At 55.2% G+C, this 22,987-nt stretch carries 22 protein-coding genes; 8 read left to right on the top strand and 14 right to left on the bottom strand.

Annotated features, from left to right (window positions below; genetic code table 11):
• Nucleotides 1-589 precede the first annotated feature (589 nt).
• From GSF01_RS16410 to GSF01_RS16400, 3 genes are all read right to left on the bottom strand, one after another.
• The gene (locus tag GSF01_RS16410; protein WP_159885879.1) at nt 590-1,501 is read right to left on the bottom strand and encodes a helix-turn-helix transcriptional regulator; all 912 of its coding nucleotides are present in this window, start codon (nt 1,499-1,501) and stop codon (nt 590-592) included.
• A 73-nt stretch (nt 1,502-1,574) separates the two neighbouring features.
• The gene (locus tag GSF01_RS16405; protein WP_159885877.1) at nt 1,575-2,414 is read right to left on the bottom strand and encodes a Gfo/Idh/MocA family protein; all 840 of its coding nucleotides are present in this window, start codon (nt 2,412-2,414) and stop codon (nt 1,575-1,577) included.
• 14 nt (nt 2,415-2,428) lie between these two features.
• Nucleotides 2,429-3,490 (bottom strand): Gfo/Idh/MocA family protein, encoded by a 1,062-nt coding sequence (locus GSF01_RS16400; RefSeq protein WP_159885875.1) that lies wholly within the window; start codon nt 3,488-3,490, stop codon nt 2,429-2,431.
• A gap of 199 nt (nt 3,491-3,689) precedes the next feature.
• Between GSF01_RS16400 and GSF01_RS16395 the strand changes: the two genes are divergently transcribed.
• The gene (locus GSF01_RS16395; protein ID WP_159885873.1) at nt 3,690-3,929 is read left to right on the top strand and encodes a DUF6953 family protein; all 240 of its coding nucleotides are present in this window, start codon (nt 3,690-3,692) and stop codon (nt 3,927-3,929) included.
• A 201-nt stretch (nt 3,930-4,130) separates the two neighbouring features.
• Here the strand turns inward: GSF01_RS16395 and speD are convergent, their stop codons facing one another.
• The 4 genes from speD to GSF01_RS16375 all read right to left on the bottom strand — a co-directional run bounded on the left by speD (nt 4,131) and on the right by GSF01_RS16375 (nt 8,102).
• On the bottom strand, nt 4,131-4,964 hold the full coding sequence (gene speD / locus GSF01_RS16390; protein WP_159885871.1) for an adenosylmethionine decarboxylase: 834 nt from the start codon (nt 4,962-4,964) through the stop codon (nt 4,131-4,133).
• Nucleotides 4,965-5,124: 160 nt separating this feature from the next.
• Nucleotides 5,125-6,051 carry a glycine betaine ABC transporter substrate-binding protein gene (locus GSF01_RS16385; protein WP_159885869.1) on the bottom strand — a complete coding sequence of 309 codons (927 nt, stop codon included), beginning with the start codon at nt 6,049-6,051 and terminating at the stop codon, nt 5,125-5,127.
• A gap of 4 nt (nt 6,052-6,055) precedes the next feature.
• The gene (locus GSF01_RS16380; RefSeq protein ID WP_159885867.1) at nt 6,056-6,889 is read right to left on the bottom strand and encodes an ABC transporter permease; all 834 of its coding nucleotides are present in this window, start codon (nt 6,887-6,889) and stop codon (nt 6,056-6,058) included.
• Complete coding sequence (locus tag GSF01_RS16375) at nt 6,864-8,102, bottom strand: quaternary amine ABC transporter ATP-binding protein (protein WP_159885865.1); 1,239 nt, start codon at nt 8,100-8,102, stop codon at nt 6,864-6,866. Before GSF01_RS16375 ends, GSF01_RS16380 begins: the two co-directional genes overlap by 26 nt.
• A 234-nt stretch (nt 8,103-8,336) precedes the next feature.
• Between GSF01_RS16375 and GSF01_RS16370 the strand changes: the two genes are divergently transcribed.
• Entirely contained in the window at nt 8,337-8,912 is a 576-nt protein-coding gene (locus tag GSF01_RS16370; protein WP_159885863.1) for a GbsR/MarR family transcriptional regulator, read from the top strand.
• Between the two features lie 121 nt (nt 8,913-9,033).
• Here the strand turns inward: GSF01_RS16370 and GSF01_RS16365 are convergent, their stop codons facing one another.
• Nucleotides 9,034-9,993, bottom strand: a complete 960-nt coding sequence (locus GSF01_RS16365; RefSeq protein ID WP_235941552.1) for an RluA family pseudouridine synthase — start codon at nt 9,991-9,993, stop codon at nt 9,034-9,036.
• Between the two features lie 284 nt (nt 9,994-10,277).
• Here GSF01_RS16365 and GSF01_RS16360 point away from each other — a divergent pair, with 284 nt between their 5' ends.
• Nucleotides 10,278-10,505, top strand: coding sequence for a hypothetical protein (locus tag GSF01_RS16360; protein ID WP_159885859.1), 228 nt, complete (start codon nt 10,278-10,280; stop codon nt 10,503-10,505).
• Nucleotides 10,506-10,613: 108 nt separating this feature from the next.
• Nucleotides 10,614-12,380, top strand: coding sequence for a B12-binding domain-containing radical SAM protein (locus tag GSF01_RS16355; protein WP_159885857.1), 1,767 nt, complete (start codon nt 10,614-10,616; stop codon nt 12,378-12,380).
• Nucleotides 12,381-12,619: 239 nt separating this feature from the next.
• Here GSF01_RS16355 and GSF01_RS16350 read toward each other — a convergent pair whose 3' ends face one another.
• From GSF01_RS16350 to GSF01_RS16335, 4 genes are all read right to left on the bottom strand, one after another.
• Complete coding sequence (locus GSF01_RS16350; protein ID WP_201305418.1) at nt 12,620-13,588, bottom strand: type I phosphomannose isomerase catalytic subunit; 969 nt, start codon at nt 13,586-13,588, stop codon at nt 12,620-12,622.
• A gap of 153 nt (nt 13,589-13,741) precedes the next feature.
• Nucleotides 13,742-14,314, bottom strand: coding sequence for a class I SAM-dependent methyltransferase (locus GSF01_RS16345; protein WP_159885855.1), 573 nt, complete (start codon nt 14,312-14,314; stop codon nt 13,742-13,744).
• A gap of 41 nt (nt 14,315-14,355) precedes the next feature.
• Nucleotides 14,356-14,922: a hypothetical protein gene (locus GSF01_RS16340; protein ID WP_159885853.1), complete on the bottom strand. Its 567-nt coding sequence runs from the start codon at nt 14,920-14,922 to the stop codon at nt 14,356-14,358.
• Between the two features lie 398 nt (nt 14,923-15,320).
• The gene (locus tag GSF01_RS16335; protein ID WP_159885852.1) at nt 15,321-16,271 is read right to left on the bottom strand and encodes a TIGR01212 family radical SAM protein; all 951 of its coding nucleotides are present in this window, start codon (nt 16,269-16,271) and stop codon (nt 15,321-15,323) included.
• A gap of 213 nt (nt 16,272-16,484) precedes the next feature.
• Between GSF01_RS16335 and GSF01_RS29350 the strand changes: the two genes are divergently transcribed.
• Nucleotides 16,485-17,090, top strand: coding sequence for a WGxxGxxG-CTERM domain-containing protein (locus GSF01_RS29350; RefSeq protein WP_201305417.1), 606 nt, complete (start codon nt 16,485-16,487; stop codon nt 17,088-17,090).
• A gap of 186 nt (nt 17,091-17,276) precedes the next feature.
• Nucleotides 17,277-18,008 (top strand): tRNA (guanosine(46)-N7)-methyltransferase TrmB, encoded by a 732-nt coding sequence (trmB, locus tag GSF01_RS16325; RefSeq protein WP_159885850.1) that lies wholly within the window; start codon nt 17,277-17,279, stop codon nt 18,006-18,008.
• A 97-nt stretch (nt 18,009-18,105) separates the two neighbouring features.
• On the opposite strand, the gene GSF01_RS16320 is transcribed toward trmB, so the two are convergent.
• Nucleotides 18,106-19,287 (bottom strand): MGDG synthase family glycosyltransferase, encoded by a 1,182-nt coding sequence (locus tag GSF01_RS16320; RefSeq protein ID WP_159885849.1) that lies wholly within the window; start codon nt 19,285-19,287, stop codon nt 18,106-18,108.
• A gap of 34 nt (nt 19,288-19,321) precedes the next feature.
• On the bottom strand, nt 19,322-19,849 hold the full coding sequence (locus GSF01_RS16315) for a phosphatase PAP2 family protein (RefSeq protein ID WP_159885848.1): 528 nt from the start codon (nt 19,847-19,849) through the stop codon (nt 19,322-19,324).
• Between the two features lie 387 nt (nt 19,850-20,236).
• On the opposite strand from GSF01_RS16315, the gene GSF01_RS16310 reads away from it, so the two are divergent.
• Both GSF01_RS16310 and GSF01_RS16305 read left to right on the top strand, forming a co-directional pair.
• Nucleotides 20,237-21,403: a glycosyltransferase family 4 protein gene (locus GSF01_RS16310; RefSeq protein ID WP_159885847.1), complete on the top strand. Its 1,167-nt coding sequence runs from the start codon at nt 20,237-20,239 to the stop codon at nt 21,401-21,403.
• A 326-nt stretch (nt 21,404-21,729) separates the two neighbouring features.
• Nucleotides 21,730-22,965 (top strand): glycosyltransferase family 2 protein, encoded by a 1,236-nt coding sequence (locus tag GSF01_RS16305; RefSeq protein ID WP_159885846.1) that lies wholly within the window; start codon nt 21,730-21,732, stop codon nt 22,963-22,965.
• Nucleotides 22,966-22,987 lie beyond the last annotated feature (22 nt).

Raw genomic sequence — 22,987 nt, 5'->3', positions numbered from 1 at the left:
GGATACCGGCAAAGGGCCCGCCAGGAGAGCTTTCCTGGCGGGCCCTTTGGCCGTGGATGGGACGGAATGACATCGCGTGATGTGATGTGGCAGGATGTGACTTGGCGTAATGGGACGTGGTGTAGTGTGTAAATTGGCTTCACCTGCGGAGCGGTGATTGCGTGAGTCTTGTCTGCCAGTTCTGCCTGTCATCGTCTGACTTCGACACTTTCGATATATAGACGAACCGTCAGATAGCTCGGCGAAGAGAAAAACTTCAAATAAGCAGTTTTGGTTCCGAATCCTGCTATAGATGGGGAATATCTACATATATGCAGGTTTTTCGGCATGAATTCCTCCCAAGCCTAACTTTATCCAGCAAATTCATGTATATTCGTAGGAATCTAGGCAACACACGTAGGTTTCCGCAGAAAAGCTGCATGATTGCAGGAAAAGCTCTTTTCACTTACCGTTACACTACGGACTACGGACTACGGGCTACGGACTACGGACTACGGACTACGGACTACGGACTACGGACTACGGACTGAACGGCCTTGTTCGCGAAGCAAGCGCAAGCACGACCCGCCCCCACTCAATCGCGCAGCGTCTATTCCGAAAGGGGCCTGTTTGCTTCCCGCTGCAGGGCAACATAATGCGAAGGAGGGTACCCCATAATTCGCGAGAAAGCTTTGCTGAAGGACTGAACCGTTTCGTATTGCAGCCGGTCGGCGACCTGGGTGATGGAGATATTGCCGTATTTGAGCAGCTCCAGCGCCTTCTCGACCTTTTTGTGGTTGATGTACCGCTGGAGCGTCATGCCCGTTTTGTCCTTGAAGGTGTGCGACAGGTAGGTGTAGCTGTAGCCGAGCTGCTCGGCCATCATGCGGATGCTTTTCAGCTCGAAAATGTGATTGTCGATATATCGAATCACGGAATACACCGTATAGCCTACCGAATGTGCGGATTTGGCCGGAGCATACCGCGGGGCGGGGCCGTCCTTCTCCGTGAAGGTGCGATAGGCCAGCACGATGATTTCCTCCAGATAGTTTTTGATCATGATCTGAGAGTGAGGCTTCTGCGAATAAAATTCGTCGATGTTGCGAAAGAACGGCATCATCAGGTTGTACGTATCCTTGGCATGATGGAAAGGGGCCGATTGGAAGAAATCATGCATACCTGCAAATTCATCCCCCGCCTCTTCATTGAACATAAAGCCCATGTAGACGAAACGCAGCGGACCCGTCGTATCGGTACGGATCGTATGCATGTGGCCGGCGGCGTTGAACAGCAGCTCCCCCTCCCGGACCGGGACCTGTTGATCGTCGATAATAAAATAACCGCTGCCGGATACGATACAGCTCAGCTCCAGACAAAACTGAAGATGAGGAGCTATTTCGTACCCGCTCTCGCAGCAAATCTCGCCGATCTGGTACAGGTCGATGCCCCCGAAGGTCGACTGGCCTTTGGCAAAATTGTTGTCAAAGTGAAAATGGCAGCCTGCGGCTCGTTTATCCTTCATGCTGTTCTCACCCTCGCGATTCATCCTCGTGTTTTCATTCGCCTTTTCTCTATCGCCTCTCACGCCACTCCTACTATCCGGGCAATTCCACCCACTGAAATGGGGCAACCGCCGCCTTCAAGCCGTACTCGATGATCGTGATGACGGCTACCGTCTCGGAGGCGTCTACGGTAGACTGGCCGGTCTCGAAGAAACGGATCAGGTCCCGGATAAAAAGCTGGAAAAAATCGGATTCCGGCTTTAGGATAGCGCTGCCGGCCGGGCCGTAATTCACGGCCAGCTGGAACGGCGCGTCCCCGCTCAGATGGCGAACCGTCGCCTGACGGCCGCCCGAGAACTCGATCAGCAGCGCAGGCGAGGCCGGCGTGCCGATAAACATGACGCGCTGCGCCGCGCTCCCAAGCAAAGACACGATAGGCTCGATCTGATGGATCGAGTAATTGGCGTAGCTGCCCGGGCCGATGCTGGCGATGGCATCGATCCCTTCGCGGCCGGCTTCCCGGTACTCCGTCGCGAAGCGTAGCGCCGAGGAGGAATACAGCGGCGTTCCATGCCGCTGCGCCAGATCGAACAAGCGCAGAGCCGCTGCGCGGTCCGGGGCGAAAGTCTTGTCGATATAGGTGGGTTTGCCGGACTGCAGCGACAGCCGGGCAAGCTCTTCATGCTGCTCCGGATGGTCCGGAGACAGCACGATCAGGCAGTCGCTGCGCTCGACGACTTCCTCGATGGAGGAGAGCAGCTCGATCCCTTTGGCCGCGCACCAAGCCGCGTTGCTAAGGCCGGTATCCGAGTCCTTTTTGCCGTAAGCGCAGACGACCTTCATCTTTCCTTGGGAAGCGGCTTCGATCCACTCGGGATATTTGTTGGCATGCCACTCGTCCAGGAAATAGTCGATAAATCCTATGCTTCTCATCGTCGTCTCCCCCTTTACTCGAACGAAACTTCAGCCCGCAGGTCGGACGAGTCATAGATGGCCTGAATTATTTGCGAGGAGAGAATGACTGTATCGATATGGGAAGGCAGTTTTTCCCCGGTCCGGATGCAGCGCAGGAAGCCGTCGATTTCATTCTGGAACATATCCGTGGCGTTGAACTTCGGCGTCGTTTCGAGCAAAGCGCCGTTCTGCGCGCTGTACAGCTTGAAATCCTGGCCGTATTGCAGCCGGATACCGGCTTTGTCGCCGAGGAAGTCGATATACATCTCTTCCACGCCGATATTTTGCGCCCAAGCGCCGTTTAAGGTGATGCTCGGCCCTTCGGTGCGGATCATCGCCGTTACGAAATCATCGACATCGTAGGTGCCGTTATAGTCGGGAGGACCTGCCCACATATTGAGATAAGAATAGCCTTTCATATCGCGTCCTAATTTGCTGTAGGCCTGGCCCGTTACGGTAAGGGGCTTCGGATCGCCGGAGCAGTACATGACGATATCGAGGAAATGCACCCCCCAGTCGATCAGCGCGCCGCCTCCCGCGATGGCCTTGGTCGTGAAGGCTCCCCCGAGGCCGGGAATCGAGCGCTGCGAGCGGAAGCTGACATATACATGGTAAATGTCGCCGAGATCGCCGGCTTGGATCATATTCTTGATGATGTTGACGCCGGTATTGAAGCGGTTCACTACGCCGATATTGAGCACCTTGCCGGTTTCGTGCTGCACCTTCTGCATCTCCAGGGCTTCCGCGTAGGTCCGCGCGGCGGGCTTTTCGCACAGCACATGCTTGCCTGCGCGCAGGCAGTCGATGGCGATCGGGGCGTGCACATCATTGGGCGTACAGATCGAAACCGCTTCCACTTCAGGATCATCCAGAATCTCCTGATAATCCTCAACCGCTTGCCCGCGGCCGTAATCCCTGACGGCCTTCTCGGCTCTTTCCTTGATTGTATCACAGAAATAGACGATTTCTGCATCGGGGTTTGCGATATAAGCCTTGATATGCGCGTTGTTGGCAATCGTGCCGCAGCCGATAATGGCGACCTTGATCGTACTCATCCGGATCCCTCCACTAGCCTTAGTTTGTTCGTGCACGGCAGCCGGCCGAGCCGCTGCTGACACATCCATTGTAGCCGGGCGCCCTAAAGAAAGACACATACAGGTTCGCGGGATGACTTATCCCGATTTGTCTTTTTTGGCTTATCCAAGACATCCTGTTAGAATGGGAAAAGGAACTTATTAGGCGGGAGCGATACAGATGACGGAGATCACGGCGGAGCAGGTGGCCCAGTGGATGCTGGACGAAGTAAGGAATGCGGGGATTTTGCGCCAGACAGAGGCGGTGGCTTACATCCGGGAGCAGTTTGGCGAACGATTTATCTATAGCAATGAGAATGGCCACGAATCGATCGATAAAGAAGTGAAGAAGCTGTTCAAAAAAATGCATAAGGGCCGGGTGGCTTGGGATCGGGACGGATTTTTCTGGGGCTGGACGTAGATCGACCGCGCGAAAGGAAAGGGCAGCCGGGCAGCCGGATACGATCGCATGCTCTCACACGGTAAGGCTGCAAGTTCTCAGGAGCCTGCCTAGGAGGCGGCTCAGTATGCCTGCCGCATGCTCTGCAAGCCGAATTCCGCAAGGCCGAATAGCCGTCCGGGACCTACATATCCTGGGCGGCTCTTTGGCTTGAGCATGCATTTATTCGTCATCCTCGTCCATCGACCCTCGCTGGATGTTGGTCCCATAGAAGATCTCGTCCATCTCAGTCTTGAGCCTCTCCGTAATTTCCTGGACCTCCTCAGGCTTCAGCTTGTCCTTCGTATATCCGAACAAGTAATTGTTCAGATCGAACTGCCTCAGCTTGCACTTCGTATGAAAAATATGCTCCTGATATACATTGACATCGATCATATCATATTGGCTTTTGACTTGGTCCGGGATGTAGTTCTGAATGGAGCTGATATCGTGGTCGATGAACAGCTTATGTCCGTGAATGTCCCGGGTAAAGCCGCGGACGCGGTAATCGATCGCCATAATATCGGTATCGAACGAATGAATCAAGTAATTCAGCGCCTTCAGCGGCGAAATTTCCCCGCAGGTGGACACGTCGATATCCGCTCGGAACGTGCTGATGCCCTCGTCGGGATGGTACTCCGGATACGTATGTACCGTGATATGGCTCTTGTCGAGCTGCATCACGACCGATTCGGGCAGCGGTCCCGGCGATTCTTCGAACGATTCCGTTGGCACCTCTACCACCGGCCCCTCCGATACGAGAATCGTGACGCTGGCTCCTTGAGGCACATAGTCCTGCTGGGCGATATTCAGCACATGGGCGCCTATGATATTCGTGACCGTCTGCAAAATCCGCTTCAGCCGATCCGAATTGTATTGCTCGTCGATATACTCGATATACGCTTCACGCTCTTCCTTCGTCCTCGTATAGCAAATATCGTACATATTGAAGCTAAGCGACTTCGTCAGGTTATTGAAGCCATGCAGAGTGATGCGTTGTTCAGGCGTCAAGGTCATGATCGGAATCCCTCATTTCTCTTGTGTTCCTATATATTACCCAGGAATGCAAGTTAAGAATTCACCGGCCTGTGCCGGACAAGAGACTTTGGCCAAACCAAAAGAGGAGCCCTCGCGGGCTCCTCCTGGATCAGTCGGCGTTTTTTGGTTAATCCGCCGCTTATTTCTTCTTCAAATCTTCGATAGAATCGATCTCCATGTAGGAAGGGACGACCAGTCCCAGCTTGGTGCCGTTCAGGTTAGGTCCGAGATCCTCGAATTTGCCGGCATATTTGTCGAAGTAGTCCTTATGCGTCGTGGGCAGCCAAGCGGCCACCATCGCATCGGCGCTTCCGTCGGCAATACCCGCCCACATCGGCCCGGCCTCTACCTGAAGCAGCTCAACCTTGTAGCCGAGCTTCTCTTCCAGTACGATTTTGACTACGTTGGTGCTGGCGATTTCCGAATCCCAGGCGACATAAGCCAGCTTGAGCTTCTTGCCCGCATCCTGAGGCAAGTCTTTCGCCCAAGCGTCCACCTTGTCCGCGTTATCCTTCACCCACTGTGCGGCGGCTTCCTCGGGATTCTTGCCTTCGGTAACGGCTGACATCACGACAGCCATATCATCCGGTGTCCATTCGAAACGGTCCAGCAACGTATAAGCAGATTCGGCGTCCTTCTTCAGATTACTGCGGACGACCGTATGTATCTGCTCGTCCTGACCGAATGTACCCTTGGGGTCATTCAAATATTTCAGCTCATACTTGGCGAACATCCAGTGAGGCGTCCACCCGGTTACGATGATCGGCTTCTTGTCCTTATAGGCTTTGTCCAGAGCGGCAGCCATCGCAGCGCCCGAGCCCTCTACTAGCTTCCAATCCGTCAGCTCATAGTCTGTCAGGGCCTGTGCGGTTTGCTTCATCAAGCCTGCCCCGGGATCGATTCCGATAATCTCATGCTTGACCTGTGCGCCTATGGAGGCCGGCTGTCCCGATGCGCCTCCCGCGGCTGTCCCGCCGGGAGAGGCTTCCTTGGTCCCGCATCCGGCAAGGACAAGCAGACTGGTTAAGCTTACGAGCATGAACGATTTGACGGCATGTTTCATCATAGTGCTAAACGCTCCTTTTCTTCTTCATGATATATTGAGTGATACGGTCAAGCAGAATAGCCAATACGACGATAGCGAGACCCGCTTCGAACCCTTGGCCCGTCTTGATCTGGGTCACAGCCCGGTACACATCCGCACCGATCCCTTGGGCGCCGATCATAGAAGCGATGACCACCATCGACAGCGCCAGCATGATCGTCTGGTTGACGCCCGCCATAATAGACGGCATAGCCAGCGGGAACTGCAGCTTGAACAGCTTCTGCCCGGGCGTCGAGCCGAAGGCGTCCGCGGCTTCTACCAGATCCTCCGCTACCTGCCGGATCCCGAGATTCGTCAGCCGGATCGTTGGCGGTACGGCGAAGATCACGGAGGCGATGACCCCCGGCACGACGCCAAGGCCGAAGAACGTAACAGCCGGGATCAAATACACGAAGGCCGGCATCGTCTGCATAAAGTCGAGCAGCGGGGTGAAGATGCTTCTTGCCTTGTCGCTCTGGGCGCACCACACGCCGACCGGAATGCCGATCAAAATCGAGATCAGCGCCGATGTCATGACAAGGGCCAAGGTGTCCATCGTATGACTCCAGAAGCCGAGATTATCGACCAGCAGCAGTCCGATGGCAGCGAAAAGCGCAAACCGCCATTTGCCCAGATAATAGGCCAGGGCAGCGATCAGGACGATCAGGACGAGGGCAGGAGGGAAGTGGAAGGCGGCCGACAAGCCGTTAACAATGCCTTCGATCAAGGTCGAGATGAGTTCGAAGACGAAGGACAGGTTGTCGCCGAGCCAGTCCACGCCCGTTTCCACCCATTTATCTAACGGCAGCTTCGGCATCATGCGGCTTCACCTCCTCCTGCAGGTTGTTCTGTTGGGAGGCCGGATGGCCGGCCAGCGCCCCGAGTACGGCCCCCCGGACAATGACGCCCAGAATGCGCCGGTTCTCATCCACCACGCCGACGGGGTATCGGGAAGTCCCGCATACTTCAAATAACTCATACAGCATCTGCTCCGGAGCTACGACGGGAACGTCCGCGATGACGATATCCTCCAGACTTTTCCCTGCATGCACCGCGGCGGAAGCGTCCTCGGCCGTGATCACCCCAAGCAGCTTCTTGCCGCGGTCCACGACGAACAGGTTCGAAATCCCGCTTTCGCGCATCAGCTGCAGCGCTACACGCGGACCGCGGTCGAGCCCGATCGTCTCAGGCCGTCTCATAATGGACGAAGCGGTCAGCACCTTCGACAGGTCCACATCCTCGACAAACCGCTCCACGTAAGCATTGGCCGGATTCATCATAATTTCTTCCGGCTTGCCGATCTGGACGACGCTTCCGTCCTTCATCAGAGCGATCCGGTCGCCAATGCGCAGCGCCTCATCCAGATCATGCGTAATAAAGATGATCGTCTTCTTCATCTTCTCCTGAAGCTCCAGAAGCTCATCCTGCATGTCCTTGCGGATCAGCGGGTCCAAGGCGCTGAACGCCTCATCCATCAATAAAATATCCGGGTCGTTCGCAAGCGCGCGGGCTAATCCGACACGCTGCTGCATGCCCCCGCTCAACTGGGAGGGCATACTATCCGCCCAGTCCTGAAGTCCGACCAGCCGCAGTGATTCCAATGCTTTCGCGCGGCGGTTCTTTTTCTCCATGCCCTGAACCTCCAGTCCGTACTCGACGTTCTGGGCCACGGTCCGGTGCGGGAAAAGCGCGAACTTCTGAAACACCATGCTGATCGTCTGCCTGCGTACTTGACGCAGCTCGTCGGCGTTCATGCCGACAATGTCCTTGCCGTGAATCTCGATTCGGCCCTGAGTAGGGTCGATTAGCCGGTTAAGCAGCCGAACCAAAGTTGACTTTCCGCTGCCGGACAATCCCATGATGACGAAGATTTCACCCGGCTCCACGGAGAAGCTAACTTCATTGACACCCACTGTGTGTTTAGTTTCTTTGTAAATTCTCTCCTTCGACCACTTCTGCTGAAGCAGCGGCAGAACAGAATCAGGGTCGGGACCAAATACTTTGGTGACCCGTTGCACGTCGATTATGGCCACAAGCTACCCCCTCTTTCGTATGAGTTCATCTCTCGTGCCTTTCTAAGTGTAAAGAATAGGAACCCGGATTGTCAACGGTAAATTCCGTTCATTCCGTATGTACAGAAAAAACTGTACAAATTGTACGCTGTCTTTTATACTCTTATCATGTCCGATTGCCGCGCCGTCTTTACATTACTGGCATTGTTTCTTACAATTAGCGATGTATACACAAAGGCAGGGTGAATAGATACGATGGAAACCATACAGGGGCTCAGCCCGGAGCAGGAAGTCGTCATTCAAAAAGCACGTAAACGCGTTATCGAATCCATCGGCAAAAACTTGGATCTCTATGGCATTACGCAGTCTATCGGCCACTTGTACGGGCTTTTGTTCTTCCAGAACCACCCGATGACGTTGGATAAAATGGGCGAGGCGATGGAAATGAGCAAAACCAGTATGAGTACCGGAGTGCGCACACTGGTTGATTTGAAAATGGTAAACAAAGTGTGGGAGAAGGGATCGCGAAAGGACCTGTATGAGGTGGAATTGGACTGGTTCCAAACCTTTGCCGATTTCTTTTCGCTGAAATGGCGCAAGGCGCTGGAAATCAATTTGAGCGCTCTGCGCAAATCGAAGACCGAACTAAGAAATCTATGCGAGCAAAGTCCTGACGATGCTGCTTTGCAGGCTGTGCTCCAACCGGATCTCGATAAAATAGATGAGGCGATTCGCTATTACATGTGGCTGGACCGGCTGATCGACTCGTTCGAATCTGGCGACATTTACAGTCTGGTGCCCAAGGATATCCCCCCGTCTGAGCGGCCGTAGCTCGCTAGGGCTCGTCGGACCTGACGAGCGGGGACGCCCGTACTGGCATGCTTTACATGAAGTGAATACCGGCATAGCAAACAGCCTTGTCCCGGATATCGGTCAAGGCTGTTTGCTATGCTTACGAGTCTGAGGAAGTGGAGGCGCGGAACTGGGACAGGAAGGACTTCGGGATATCCGTCTCAAACCGCATCAGCTCGCCGCTGACCGGATGAGTGAAGGCAAGTATCCGGGCATGCAGTCCAAGCCGGTTAATGGGCTTCACCCGCGAGCCGTATTTTTTGTCGCCGACGACGGGGTGGCCGATATCCTGCATATGGACGCGGATCTGGTTTTTACGCCCTGTCTCCAGATGAACCTCAAGCAGCGAGTACTGGGAGCTGGCCTGCAATACCTTGTAATGCGTAACGGCATGCAGCCCGTCACCCGGGTAATGGCTGGAGTACATCTTCAGCGTGCTGCTCTCCTTCAGCCAGGATGTGATCGTGCCTTCGGGTTTCTTGACTTTTCCCTCCACTAGGGCGACATAGGTGCGCTCCTGGACCATGTCCTGCCACGCCTTCTGCAAGGTTTGCTGCACCTGCTCGCTCTTGGCGAACATCATAACCCCCGAGGTATCCCGGTCCAGCCGATGGACGACGAAGATTCTTGCCGACGGGTCGCTCAGACGGACATGAGCGGTCAACTGCCGGTAGGCGGTGAGCTCATTCTCCTGGGCAGAGGCGATCGACAGCAGGCCCGCTTCCTTGCGCACGACGATCAGATGCTCGTCCTCGTAGAGGATGGACAGCCCGATAAGCGGCGGCTCCTCGATAATTCTCTCCTTGCTTACCGTCACGGTATGGCCCGGCTGCAAGGGGAAATTGTAGACTGTCACCGGCTTGCCGTCCACCGCAATTTGTCCCCGCGCAAGCATCGCCTTCAATGAATTGCGGCCCGTCTTGGACAGACGGCTGATCAGAAACGCCAGCAGCTCGTCGGGCTCCCTGACGGTAAATACATGGACCTTACCCGAATGATCCGATGCGGGACGGCTTGCCGCCCCCGGTCTTCCTTTATTGCCGTTCTTTCTTGTAGACATGCTTGTGGCCTCCTGCCTGAATCTATAGGACGAGTATAGCATGAGCCGGTCCTTGTGCGAAACCGGCGAGGAGCCAGGCGTTTAACCCGGTATTGCCTGCCATGAGGCGGAATGCATACAATTTACTAAAATTGGGGACTACTAACAGCAGTCGGCTGCATAAGCTAACGAATATGGAATTTAATCAAACGTTGATCTTCCTGTAATCTTGTCTTAATGTTCATGCCGTATACTGCAAGTAATAGCAATCGGACAGGAAGATTTTGAGAAAGAGGTGAATGAGCGTGATTTTGTATCAAATGGCCAAGCGGCTCGATGAGCGCAACCGTCTCCAGCGTACCATTAATGCGAATAGCGGCGACATCGGAGCGCTGACAACACAGATGGAAGAGGTAGAAGAGCAGCTGCAGACGCAAGCCAGCGTATGGAACGAGGGCAAGCAGGACGAATTTCTTCTCGACACCGTAGCGCCGGATACGACAGGGCTGCAATCGACCGACACTTATTACTAGCGAGAGAACATGGACCTACTCGAGGTTCCATGTTCTTTTTGTGTTCGCTGGGGATAACGTGTAGAATAAGAGTACGAAAAAACGCCAGAATAAGAGGTTTTGATAAGCATGAACACGATCGTGTTATCCACGTTAAACGCCAAATATATTCATACGTCGCTGGCGCTTCGCTACTTGAAGTCGTTCAGCGAGAAGGATTTTCCGGACATGCAGATCGCCGAATATACGATTAAGGACCCGGCCATGAACATCGTTTCCGATCTGTATCGGAGAAGGCCGGACGTCATCGGGTTTTCCTGCTATATCTGGAACATTGAAGAGACGATCGTCGTCATCGGGATGCTAAAGAAAATTATGCCGGAGACCGTCATCGTTCTGGGTGGTCCCGAGGTATCCTATGATACCGAGTATTGGATGAAGCGGCTGCCCGATGTCGACTACATCGTGATGGGCGAGGGCGAGGAGACGTTCCATCATTTGCTGACGGAATTAAGCGGAGACCGGGCGCTCTACAGCGTGTTCGGTGTCGTTTACCGCAAGGAGGACCGTATCATTCTGAATCCCCCTCGTCCTAAGCTGGATCTGAATGCGATCCCGACGCCGCACCGGTTTGCGGAGGATGTCCCCAGCCTGGCGAATCGCGTCGTTTATTTTGAGACGAGCCGGGGATGCCCGTTCAGCTGTCAGTTCTGTCTGTCGTCCATTGAGGTAGGGGTACGGTACTTCGACATCGAGCGGACGAAGAGCGATTTGCTGTATTTGATCGCGTCGGGGGCGAAATTGATCAAGTTCGTGGATAGGACGTTCAATATCAAGCGCGAATATGCGCTGGAGATGTTCGACTTCCTGATCCGCAACCACCAGGGCTGTGTCTTCCAATTCGAGATTACGGCGGATATCATGCGGCCCGAAGTGCTGGATTACTTGGCCGAGCACGCGCCCCCGGGCATTTTCCGCTTCGAGATCGGCGTCCAGTCTACCAATGATCTGACGAATAACCTGGTGAAGCGCCGTCAAAATTTCAGCAAGCTGACCCGGACCGTGACCAAGGTAAAGGAAAGCGGGAAAATCGATCAGCATCTTGACTTGATTGCAGGCCTGCCCGAGGAGGACTACAACTCGTTCCGCAAGACGTTCAATGACGTGTTCGAGCTTGGGCCCGAAGAGCTGCAGCTCGGCTTCCTGAAGATGCTCCGGGGCACCGGGATGCGGCTGGATGCCGAGAAGTACGGCTATATCTATATGGATCATGCGCCCTACGAAATTTTGGGAAATAACATTTTGCCGTTCTCCGATCTGGTGCGGATCAAGCGGGTCGAGGACGTGCTGGAGAAGTATTGGAACGCTCACCGGACCGATCATACGGTATCTTATCTGATTGAGCGGGAATTTACGTCGGCCTTTGATTTCTTCCAGGAGTTCGGCGACTATTGGGAGGAGCGGGGCTGGCAGAAGATCGGCCATCAGCTGGAGGATTTATTCACCCGGCTGTATGCGTTTTTGGAGCACCGGGGGACGAAGGACATGTCGATCGTCCTCGGACTGATGAAGCTGGATTACTTCCTGAATCACAAGTACAAGCCCCGCAAGATCTGGTGGGATTTCTCCCTCAGCCGGGGCGAGCAAAACGACTTTCTGCGCAGGCTGGCCGAGCGGCCGGAGGCGGTATCGGGACGTTTCGCCGAGCTGGGCATCGCCGAGAAGGATATTCATAAGCATGTCATGATCGAGCGGCTTCCGTTCCTGCTGGACCGTTATCTGGAGACCGGCGACATCGATGTGTCGGCCGACCAGCTCCTGATCGTGTACTTCCCACCGGACTTGTCTGTAAAGCCGCAGACGTATACGCTGGCGCTGGAGGGAGCAGGAGCTTAGCTAAGTGATGCGGAAGCAAAGCATGGCTAAGGCCTAATTGCCGATTGGGAAAAGCCTGTTCTTGGAGATATGGACTCTCCGGGAACAGGCTTTTTTGGGTCTGACTGCCCGGAAGGAAAGAAGGAAGGAATGAAGGGAAGAAGTAGGAAGGGCGGAATAGCAAAAAAAGACCTGAAGGGAGCTGGAGCGCCCTATCAGGTCCTTGCGGGTATTTCCTTTAGTCGAGCGTGCAGGGAGCCTTAAGGCAAATAGCTGCGCAGCACGGTCATCTTACCGGTCAGCTTGTAGTTGCCAAGGCTTGCGGGAAGCAGGAAGCATTCGCCGCTGCGGACCTGCAGCTCGCCGTCCGCCCAACGGATCGTTCCCTCGCCGTCGCAAATAATATGGATGACGAAGCTGTCGGGCACCGTTTGCAGGCTCCATTCCCCCTCAACCCGGCCCTTCTCGGTGATGAAAAATTCGGACTTGGCCAAGGTTAGCCAGCTATGGGAGCTATCCAGCTCTGTTTTCATATAGGTAGCGCCGGAGCCCTCGTAGGCAATGACGTTCAGCGAGTCCTCGATATGAAGCTCGCGAGGCTGACCGTCAAGTCCGAGCCGATCGTAATCGTATAGACGGTAAGTACTATCGGAGTTTTGCTGAATTTCGGCTACGAGCACGCCGGCTCCCAGCGCATGCACGGTGCCTGCCGGAATATAGAAGCTGTCTCCGGCCTGTACGGTTATTTCATTCAGGCAATCCATGATCCGATTGTCCGCAATTGCGGCGGCAAGCTGCTCACGGGTTACGCCTTCGGCCAGACCGTATATGATTTTGGCGCCGGGTTTGGCGTCCAGGATGTACCACATCTCGGTTTTGCCGAGCTCTCCCTGCGGCAGCCGCTCATAGTGATCGTTCGGATGAACCTGCACCGACAGATCGTCCTGACAATCCAGCAGCTTGATCAGCAGCGGGAAGCGGCCGGTCTTCTTGGAAAAGCCTTTGCTCCCGAACAGTTCGCTGCCGTATTGCTCGCGAATCTGATCCAGTCCAAGACCGGCAAGCTCGCCGTTCTCCACGGTCGTCGTGCCGTTAGGATGGTCGCCGATCATCCATCCTTCTCCGATCGGTCCTTCCGGCAGTTCTAAGCCGAATTGCTCCAGGGCTCGGCCTCCCCAGACGCGTTCTTTGAACTCGGGCTTGCATTTCAATGGATAAGGCTTAATCATGGTTAGCATGTCCCCACTTTCCAGGTAAGGCTGAAGGCCTTTAATCAATCCTCCAAATTATATCAAATGGCAGCAGAATTAGGCTATAGCGCGAAAGACCATAAATAAAAACTCCCTGATTCTCTGGATAAATCCAGAAAAAGGGAGTTTGTCCTAACGCCTTTCGATGGCGATGACATAGGGCGGATGATTGCGCTGGTTGATAAACCGGTAAGTCATCGCTTGATAGGCGTCTTGGGGCAGAGCGGCGGCCCAGTTATTCACCGCATTCGCTTCCGCTTCCCCGCCGGGATGTCCGGAATACACAACGATCGTGATGATGCCGCCGCGACGCAGCAGACCGGCAGCGGCATTCAGCGCCTTCAGCGTCGAATCCGGGAGCGTGATCGTGCTGTGATCATGACCGGGCAGGTAACCCAGGTTGAAGGTGACCGCCGCGATCCGCCCATGCCACTCCTGCGGGATGGCTTCCGCCATATCGGCATGGCTGCGGAGCAGCAGCTCGACCCGGCGGTTGGGAGCTTCCCGGGCGCAGCGGGAGCCTGTACTGGCTATGGCGCTTTCCTGAATATCGAAGGCGTAGACGATCCCGTCTTCACCGACCTGCCTGGCCAGGAAAACGGTGTCCACCCCATTGCCCGCCGTCGCGTCAATAGCTGCCTCGCCAGGCTTCACCCTTGCCTCGATTAATTGATGGGCAAAGCCCAATATAGATACAAACCCCACCGTGTTACATCCTTTCCTATATACATGAATCCGTTATTGGCTTAAGGACCGGTCGTAGCCGGTGATTCCCCAGGGCTTGCCTCCGCTCTAAGCGGAGCGGCAGGGCCGCTTGGCGCCGCCGGCTGCTTCGTTTGCCCTTCCTGCGGCTCAGGCTCGGACGTCAACTGCTGCGGCTCCGCCACCTTACCTGCCGTAGAAGCGGCAGCAGGCGGCTGCACGGCTGCCTCAGGCGCTTTTGGCGGCACGGGCGGCTGTGGCTGCGCTGCCGGCCTCGTCGGCCCGGGCTGTGCCGCGGGAGCCGCCTCAGCGCCAGCCGCCGGCTTCGCAGCGGGGGGCGTGCCGCCTTCGGCCCCGGCGGAGGCCGCCGAAGGCGGCGCAGCCGCCACGCCGCCGGTGCCCGCAGCTGTCCCCTCCCGGCCTTCCGGGACAGCCTGCGGCGGCGGCAAAGCAGCGGCCGGTGCCGTCGCCTGGCTATCGGGGACCACGGCCCCGGCCGGAGCGGGCTGCACAGCCGGCTTCGCGGCGCACCCTGCAGCCAGCAGCGCTGCCGCCAACAGCGCAGACAACACAGGCAAAGCGGTCCGACGGGGTATACTCCATCGCTTCATGAGCACATGGCCTCGCTTTCGTTCCCTCTCCCCGGGATGCTTCACCGGGGGGCGGAGCTAGAATCAACTCTCATCTATAATAGGTTGAACTTAAGAAGCCTGCAGTTGTACATCTATTGTTTCTTAAAGTTGACCACCGAGTAACACTCCTGCAAACGTGCATCTATTTTCCGCTTAACCCGTTGCTTCAGGGAAAAATCGCATGTAATTCCTGCATGATTTCAGGCTTTTCTCCTCAGGCAAGCAATTGTTGTGAAAAAGCCTGCACTTTGGCATTTTCAATCTGGAATGGGGAGTGAGACTGTCTGCTAACATGAATACGATTCTTAAGTTCAACTCATCTAGACAATTCGTATCGAATGCGAATCTTATGACTGCCTTCGTCGGTCGAAGGCCGGTCAAGGCTTCCAGAGCTTACCTTGCCAAGTGTCTCGCCGCTGCAGCTCCTGGTCGAAGGCGTTGAGCACTTCCCATTTCTTTAGACTCCACATCGGCCCGATCAGCAGGTCGCGCGGCGCATCGCCGGTCAGCCGATGGACGATCATGTCCGGCGGCAGAATTTCCAACGTATCCACGACCAGGTTCACATATTCGTCCTTCTCGAGAAACCTCAGAAGGCCGGCTTCATATTGCTTCACCATCGGCGTTTTGCGCATGAGATGCAGCAGATGGATTTTGATGCCCTGCACATCCATCCGTGCAACGGCCCTTCCGGTTTCCAGCATCATCTCAGACGATTCCTGCGGAAGTCCGTAAATAATATGGGCGCATACCCGAATGCCGCGTGCGCGAAGCTTTGCCACGGCGTCGGTGTAGCATTTCGTATCGTGGGCGCGGTTAATCAGCTCCGAAGTGCTCTCATGGACGGTTTGCAGTCCCATTTCAATCCATAAATAAGTTCGCTCGTTCAGCTCGGCCAGGTAATCGATAACGTCATCCGGCAGGCAATCCGGACGGGTGGCGATAGAGAGCCCGACTACGCCCGGCTGTTGGAGAATAGCCTCGTAATATTCGCGCAGCTCTTCAACCGGCGCATAGGTATTCGTATACGCCTGGAAGTAACCGATGTATTGGGCTTCCGGCCATTTGAGATGCTGCAAGTCTCTAATTTTGTTGAATTGGGTGATGAGGTCGTCGCGGCGACTGCCGGCGAAGTCGCCCGATCCTCTTGCGCTGCAAAAGGTGCAGCCTCCTTTGGCAATGCTACCGTCCCGATTCGGGCAGGTAAAGCCGGCATCCAGCATCACTTTGAATACTTTGGTGCCGAACTGTCGGCGCATCTCGTAATTCCATGTATGAAATCGCTTATCTCCCCAAAGCTGAGGTTCGATTGTTTTACTCGCGTGCATGTTCTTAACTCCTTCGACGTTCGAAATAGTAAGCTGCCCGAAGCGCGTCGCTTCTTATTTCACTTATTCTACAAAAAAGAAGGGCGAAAAGCGAACGATTTCCATAGGAAAATCCTCCTTCATGCAGCCGGGATAAGTTTTTCGAGGCGAGTCCATCCTATGAAGGCAAGGCGGCAAACCAAACTTGATGGACGAAGGGAGATCTCTTACAACATGAACAAGTTCGCTAAGACAGTGTTCGTATTGGCGTTGACGGCGACCGTTGGGTTAGGCAGCCAGGCTATGACGGAAAGTGCGAGTGCGACGGCAACTATGGGCACGAGTACGGGAACAACGACCGGGACAGGTACGTCGATGACCGGTACAACCGGTACAACCGGTACAACCGGTACAACTGGTACCACCGGTACAACTGGAACAACCGGAACAACCGGAACAACCGGAACAACCGGTACTATCGGTACAACTGGGACAACCGGTATACCTGGAACAACGACCGGAACAACTACCGGTACGACGACCGGGACTACTACTGGAACGACCGGAGCTACCGGTACAACAACGGGTACAACGACAACGACCGATGGTCTTACGCGTACCCGGGATAACATGCTGGATCGCATGAACACATACCCAAGAACGGCAGGCGATCGTACCGGTTACGGGTATGGCGGAAATTATAACACCCATACGTACCGTACGAATGAAACGACGACGGCTAGACGCGGTTTTGACTGGGGCTGGCTGGGTCTGCTTGGCTTGCTCGGTCTGAGCGGCATGCGCGGCCGTAACCGGGAAGAAGGAGATTTCCGCAAATAATGACCCTTGGGGGGCGGGCGAGACTAACTCTCCCCCCGATAGGGAAGACCGGTTTGTCGCCCGCAAGGGATGGACGATAGGCCGGTCTTTTCTTTTGCCGGAGTTTCGGAGTATAATCGACACAGGAAAAACGCTCGTTCGCATACATCGTGAACCGGCAATTAAGCGGTTGGAGGAAAGCAAAGCATGCGTTTAAGAGGACGTAAAGGAATTAAAGAAGCGCTGGAGGCGCAGCCGGAGCTGGTGGTACTGGAGCCTCAGACGTTTAAGGGACGTTGGCGCGAGGCGTTCGGCAACGACCGCCCGATCCATGTCGAGCTAGGCATGGGCAAAGGAAAGTTTATCAGCGAGCTTAGCGCGCTGAATCCCGGGATAAACTACATAGGGATCGATATGTACGACGAGCTTATCCGCCGCGGCAGCGAGAAGGCCCGCGATTCCCGTTTGACGTATGGCGGCGATCTGTCTAATCTACGTCTGGTCCGTTTTAATATCGAGCAGCTGGAGGATATTTTCGAGCCGGATGAGCTCGACCGCATTTATTTGAACTTCAGCGACCCGTGGCCGAAAAAAAAGCATGCCCGCCGCCGGCTGACGCATGCCGCCTTCATACGTAAATATCAGTCCGTACTGGGCGAGTGGGGGGAGATTCATTTCAAAACGGACTCCCACAGCCTGTTCGAGTTTTCGCTGAATTCATTCGCCGATCTGGGGATCAGGCTTCGCAACATCTCGCTAGACCTGCATGCGGAAGGACCGCGAACCGATCTGGTCATGACCGAGTATGAAACGAAGTTTTCCCAACAGGGCATGCCGATTCACCGCCTGGAGGCCGTTATCGGCGAGAAGGCGCTGCAAGCGCATATCCGAAGCTTGTCGGATCTGGAGGCTTCGGCGGCAAGCCCGGCTTCAGAATGATCCTGTACATCAAACAAATAGCGTCCTTGCGTGAGCCCGGAGCTTTCGCAAGGACGCTATTTGTTTGGACCGACCGGGTAGCAGGGCAGGGAGGAAGCTACGCGTGCAGGACGGGCTCCTTCGCCTCCGGCGACAACGTCGTGCTTTCTTGGCCACGAGTCTGGGAGGCCAGCAGCGAGAGGATGGCACGCGAGCAATGGGCCGGGTCGTATGCGCCCGGCGCTCCGGCAGGCTGCCGGCTTCGCCCCTGTGTATGGGGGTAACGCTCAAGCAGCTGCGAGAAGCAGCGGTCGACCGTCTCGGGAGAACGAATCGCTTCTCCCAGCCCCTGCTGCTGAAAATACTGCAGGTTTTCTTCCTCCTGTCCCGGTATGGCCTCGTAGAACAGCATGGGGATGCCCTTGGTCAGCGCCTCCGTGCAAGTCATACCGCCCGGTTTCGTAATCAGCAGATCGGATACCTCCATCCACTTATCGATCTCCTTGGTGAATCCGAGCAGACGCACGTTCGGATGCCGGAATTTGTTATCCCCCATCAGCGCGGCCTTAGCTTTTTCGTTATTCCCCAGACAGAAGATAAGCTGCAGCTTATCGCTCCATCCGACCAGCCTCTCCAGAAATGAGCTTTCCTTAAGCAGTCCCCAACCGCCCCCCATAACGAGCACCGTAGGCATGTCCTGAAGGCCGAAGCTAGCCCTCAGCTCTTCGCGATTATGCGGCTCCCAGAAGTTGGGATGGACCGGTATGCCCGTCACCTTGACTCGATCGGGGGCGACTCCACGCTCCAGCAGCTTGCCCCTGACGTCGGGCGTAGAGACGAGATAGGCGTTTACCTCGCGACTGACCCAAGCTCCGTGGGCGTCGTAATCGGTGATGACCGTACACAGCGGCACGTTCAGACCGATCCGCTTCAGCCTGGATACGACCGCGCTGGGAAAGGGATGCGTACACACGATCAAGTCAGGTCGAAGCTGGCGGATGACCAGCGCCGTCTGAGCGTAGCAGATCCGGTGAAGCGCTAGCTGGGTGACGCGGTTCAGCGATTTCTTGTATTGGGCGCGATAAACCATCCCGTAGAGGCGCGGCTGCGAAGAAACGGTCTTGCGGTAAGCGGTGAATACGAGCGGGGCCAAGGTAGGGTGAAGAAATCTGCCGAGCTCGAGCACGCGTGTCTGCAGATGCGGCGACAGCTTGCGCAGGCTGTCGGATAACGCGTGCGCGGCTTGGGTATGCCCGGCGCCGAAGCCTTCGGAGAGCAGCAAAATCCTTTTTTTTCGCATTCAGAATTCCCCCTGCTTGCTAGGAATGAAATCGCTAGCCGATTACGGCAACGGCCGAAGCGGCGGTAACCGTCCCGATCAGGCAGCCGGCCAAACAGTCCGAAGGATAATGCAGGCCCAGATAGATGCGGGACACGCCGACCAGGATAGCTACCGGCAGCAGCACCGCGAAGGCGAGGCCCGATATATACATCAGCGGTACCAGCACAGAGAAGATGGCTGTCGTATGGCCGGACGGGAAGGAGTGATCCGTAAGCGGGTTCTTATACGTATACGTGTCCGGCAGCACCAGATAAGGGCGGAGCCGGGGATATTTCTTCTTAATAATAGCGACAGGTATGTGGCTGACGGCTAGCGCGGCGCAGGACTGGATGCCAGCTGTTTTCCATTCTCCGGAAGCTAGCAGAGCCAGGCAAAGCGCGGTGGCGATCGTAGCGGTTGCCCCGCCCAGATGAGTAATGAGACCGAAAAATCGATCCAGCACGCCATGCTGGATACGCTGGTTGACGAAGCAGAACATCCGGTTTTCATGACGCTGCAGCCAAGTGACGACACGGCCCATAATTAGCGCCTCCTCGCAGTGGAATCTATATGTCTATTGTAGCTACGGATTGTTAATGGAGTATCAACGAAAACTGTACAAAAAATGAATAAGGCTTTGACACCCCGTTAACAGTTGCACGTTATCATGTCAGGTGAAGGCATCTCCATCCCCTCCCCGATCCAGACTAATGATACTCTACTTATATATATTAGACGCCCCGCTATAGAATGAACCCTTCAACATGCCCTGCTATTCCGCATTCCGACTCACCGGACTGGAGCCAGAGCATTCAGATTTTACCGCACCGGCTGCCGCTTCCCTACGAAAAAACTTTCGCGTCCAATTGTCCTTTGTTCCACGCTCCTCGCTGCCCAAGTGTTTCACAAAACCTGGAGGAGGTTATTCATGAGAGTAGCCCTGTTTACCGATACCTACGTACCGGACGTCAACGGTGTGGCCAAGACGCTTGGCCGCTGGGTGACTTATCTGGAGTCGAGAGGAGCGGAGTGCATGGTGTTCGCGCCGGGCAGCCAATCGGCAGTCCGATCGGATCAACGAATGGTGGAGCGCTTCTACAGCATTCCCTTCCTTCTGTATCCGGAATGCCGGATGGCGATTCCGAACCCTGTCAACCTTCGCAAGACGCTTCGGGCTTTCGCTCCCGATCTGATTCATTTGGCTACGCCTTTCAATCTCGGTCTGGTAGGCCTGAACTACGCGAAGCGTCATCAGGTGCCTGTAGTCGCATCGTATCATACTCATTTCGATCGTTATCTTGCCTATTATAAGCTGCAATGGATGGAGCCTATATTGTGGAAATACATGATGTGGTTTCACCAGGATTGCCGCCGAATTTACGTGCCGTCAGAATCCTGCCGGCAGCATTTGCATGAGCAGGGACTTAAGCGGCTGGAAATTTGGCCCAGGGGAGTCGAGCCGGAAAAGTTCCGCCCGACTGCCGATCGTGACCGGATACTGGCTTCCCGCAACATTTCTCCCGGCAAATTCGTCTTGTTATACGTGGGCCGTCTTGCGCCGGAGAAAAGCGTGGACGTTTTGATGCGCACATTCGAGCAGCTGCCGGCTGCCGTCCGGGCCGGATCCCATCTGATCGTGGCCGGAGATGGCCCCTTATATAAGCCGTTGACAGAGCGGTATGGAGGTGAGGCCGACATTACATTCACCGGCTTCGAGCAGGGAGAAGCGCTGGGCGAGCTGTACGCAGCCGCCGATGTTTTCCTGTTCCCGTCCACGACGGAAACGTTCGGCAACGTTGTGCTCGAAGCGATGGCCTCGGGGACGCCGGTCATCGGTGCCGCGGCCGGAGGCGTAGCGGATACGATCGGGCATGGGCGGACCGGATGGTTGTGCGAACCGGGCAATATAGCCGATTTTGTCGAAGCGGTCTGTCGAATGTACGCGGATCGCGCGTTGTCCGCGGAGCTGGCCCGGGAAGCGCTCAGCTACAGCCGGCGGCAATCCTGGGACTCTATTTTCTCGCGCTTGTACGCCAGCTTTACAGAAGCGGCCGGACTTTCTTCTGTCCATGAGCGGGGAAGCAAGTCATCCTGAACTAACGCACGTTCTTCAAACGAAGCGTTTGGAGAAAACATTTTCCAGATCAGGCTTATAAAAAGTTTGAAAAACGATGAAAATAAGACGTAAAAAGATGGAAGGCGAAGAACATGCGGGGAATTGCAGGCCTTTTACCGCGAAATGACAGAGAACTGACTTAAACAAGCGGCTTTGAGGTTTTGACAAATCGCGGTAAAGAGAGGAAAATCATATTCGGCGACCCACGCATTCCAAGCTGCACCATCGAATCCGTATGGAAACACGGATGACTAGAGAATGACAAAGACAATAAGGGGTACATACAAAAAAAAGGGGGATGTTTCATGTTGGACAGTATCCTGCTTGGTCTCCAGATCTTGCTGGCCGTAACCGGAGGCTATCAGTTGATCCTGACGTTTTTCGGTTGGTATCGACGCAAGAACAAAGTGAGCCATGCGCCGCAAAAATCGTTTGCCGTGCTCATAGCGGCGCATAACGAAGAGCAGGTCGTCGGGGCGCTTATCGAGAATCTCAAAAACCTTGACTATCCGAAAGAATTATACGACGTATTCGTTATTTGCGATAATTGTACCGACCGTACGGCGCAGATCGTTCGCGAGATGGGCGCTACCGCTTGCGAGCGGAGCAATCCGAAGCTGCGCGGCAAAGGCTATGCCATCGAATGGATGCTGAAGGAGCTTTGGAAGATGCCGCGCGAGTACGACGCGATCGTCATGTTCGACGCCGATAACCTGGTTAACCCGGATTATTTGACGCATATGAACAACGATCTGTGCAACGGCTCCCGAGTGATCCAGGCTTACCTGGATACGAAGAACCCGCATGACTCCTGGATTACCGCCGCTTATGCGGTAACCTACTGGTATTGCAACCGTCTGTGGCAGCTTCCGCGCACCAATCTAGGACTAGCCAACTACCTGGGCGGTACGGGCATGTGCTTCGACACGAAGCTGATCAAGGAAATGGGCTGGGGCGCAACAAGCCTCGTCGAGGACTTGGAGTTTACGATGCGCTGCGTGGCGCGCGGGATTAGTCCTACGTTCAACTACGAAGCGAAGGTATACGACGAAAAGCCATTGACGTTCAAGGCGTCGGCCCGCCAGCGCCTGCGCTGGATGCAAGGACACTTTGACGTATGCCGCCGTTATTTCTTCCCGCTGCTGTGGGCAGGCATTCGCGACCGCAGCTGGACGAAGATCGATACGGCTGTCTATGCGCTGAACGTGTATATCGTGTTCGTATCGTCGATCCTTACCGTCATCCTGTGGATCAACATGAGCATTCCTACGGTGGAGAACTTTCCGTCTCTGTTTCAGATGGCGCCGGCGCTCTTCGCTGCCTACTCCATTCTGTCCTACGGCCAATTTGTCGTAGCGCTTGTACTGGAGAAGGCACCGCTGAAAACCTACAAATATTTGATCACGTTCCCGATCTATATGCTGTCCTGGTGGCCGATCACGTTCTATGCCTTCTTCACTCAGAACAACAAGCAGTGGAGCCACACGGAGCATACCCGCGTCATCCGTCTGGAGGAAGTACAGAGCAAGCAGGCCGGGTAGAGCCCAGCTTGGACAATCGAAT

It is taken from the genome of Paenibacillus puerhi (assembly GCF_009846885.1).
Classification (GTDB): Bacteria; Bacillota; Bacilli; order Paenibacillales; family NBRC-103111; genus Paenibacillus_G; species Paenibacillus_G puerhi.
This window is presented reverse-complemented; position numbering and strand designations above follow the sequence as displayed.

What these genes read in the sequence shown, in the direction of transcription:
- GSF01_RS29350 (WP_201305417.1), top strand. Translation starts at nt 16,485, where the DNA reads ATGAACAAGTTCGCTAAGACAGTGTTCGTATTGGCGTTGACGGCGACC.
- GSF01_RS16395 (WP_159885873.1), top strand. Translation starts at nt 3,690, where the DNA reads ATGACGGAGATCACGGCGGAGCAGGTGGCCCAGTGGATGCTGGACGAA.
- GSF01_RS16405 (WP_159885877.1), bottom strand. Translation starts at nt 2,414, where the DNA reads ATGAGAAGCATAGGATTTATCGACTATTTCCTGGACGAGTGGCATGCC.
- GSF01_RS16320 (WP_159885849.1), bottom strand. Translation starts at nt 19,287, where the DNA reads ATGCGAAAAAAAAGGATTTTGCTGCTCTCCGAAGGCTTCGGCGCCGGG.
- GSF01_RS16385 (WP_159885869.1), bottom strand. Translation starts at nt 6,051, where the DNA reads ATGATGAAACATGCCGTCAAATCGTTCATGCTCGTAAGCTTAACCAGT.
- GSF01_RS16365 (WP_235941552.1), bottom strand. Translation starts at nt 9,993, where the DNA reads ATGTCTACAAGAAAGAACGGCAATAAAGGAAGACCGGGGGCGGCAAGC.
- trmB (WP_159885850.1), top strand. Translation starts at nt 17,277, where the DNA reads ATGCGTTTAAGAGGACGTAAAGGAATTAAAGAAGCGCTGGAGGCGCAG.
- GSF01_RS16340 (WP_159885853.1), bottom strand. Translation starts at nt 14,922, where the DNA reads ATGAAGCGATGGAGTATACCCCGTCGGACCGCTTTGCCTGTGTTGTCT.
- GSF01_RS16410 (WP_159885879.1), bottom strand. Translation starts at nt 1,501, where the DNA reads ATGAAGGATAAACGAGCCGCAGGCTGCCATTTTCACTTTGACAACAAT.
- GSF01_RS16380 (WP_159885867.1), bottom strand. Translation starts at nt 6,889, where the DNA reads ATGATGCCGAAGCTGCCGTTAGATAAATGGGTGGAAACGGGCGTGGAC.
- GSF01_RS16310 (WP_159885847.1), top strand. Translation starts at nt 20,237, where the DNA reads ATGAGAGTAGCCCTGTTTACCGATACCTACGTACCGGACGTCAACGGT.
- speD (WP_159885871.1), bottom strand. Translation starts at nt 4,964, where the DNA reads ATGACCTTGACGCCTGAACAACGCATCACTCTGCATGGCTTCAATAAC.
- GSF01_RS16315 (WP_159885848.1), bottom strand. Translation starts at nt 19,849, where the DNA reads ATGGGCCGTGTCGTCACTTGGCTGCAGCGTCATGAAAACCGGATGTTC.
- GSF01_RS16305 (WP_159885846.1), top strand. Translation starts at nt 21,730, where the DNA reads ATGTTGGACAGTATCCTGCTTGGTCTCCAGATCTTGCTGGCCGTAACC.
- GSF01_RS16350 (WP_201305418.1), bottom strand. Translation starts at nt 13,588, where the DNA reads ATGATTAAGCCTTATCCATTGAAATGCAAGCCCGAGTTCAAAGAACGC.
- GSF01_RS16355 (WP_159885857.1), top strand. Translation starts at nt 10,614, where the DNA reads ATGAACACGATCGTGTTATCCACGTTAAACGCCAAATATATTCATACG.
- GSF01_RS16370 (WP_159885863.1), top strand. Translation starts at nt 8,337, where the DNA reads ATGGAAACCATACAGGGGCTCAGCCCGGAGCAGGAAGTCGTCATTCAA.
- GSF01_RS16335 (WP_159885852.1), bottom strand. Translation starts at nt 16,271, where the DNA reads ATGCACGCGAGTAAAACAATCGAACCTCAGCTTTGGGGAGATAAGCGA.
- GSF01_RS16400 (WP_159885875.1), bottom strand. Translation starts at nt 3,490, where the DNA reads ATGAGTACGATCAAGGTCGCCATTATCGGCTGCGGCACGATTGCCAAC.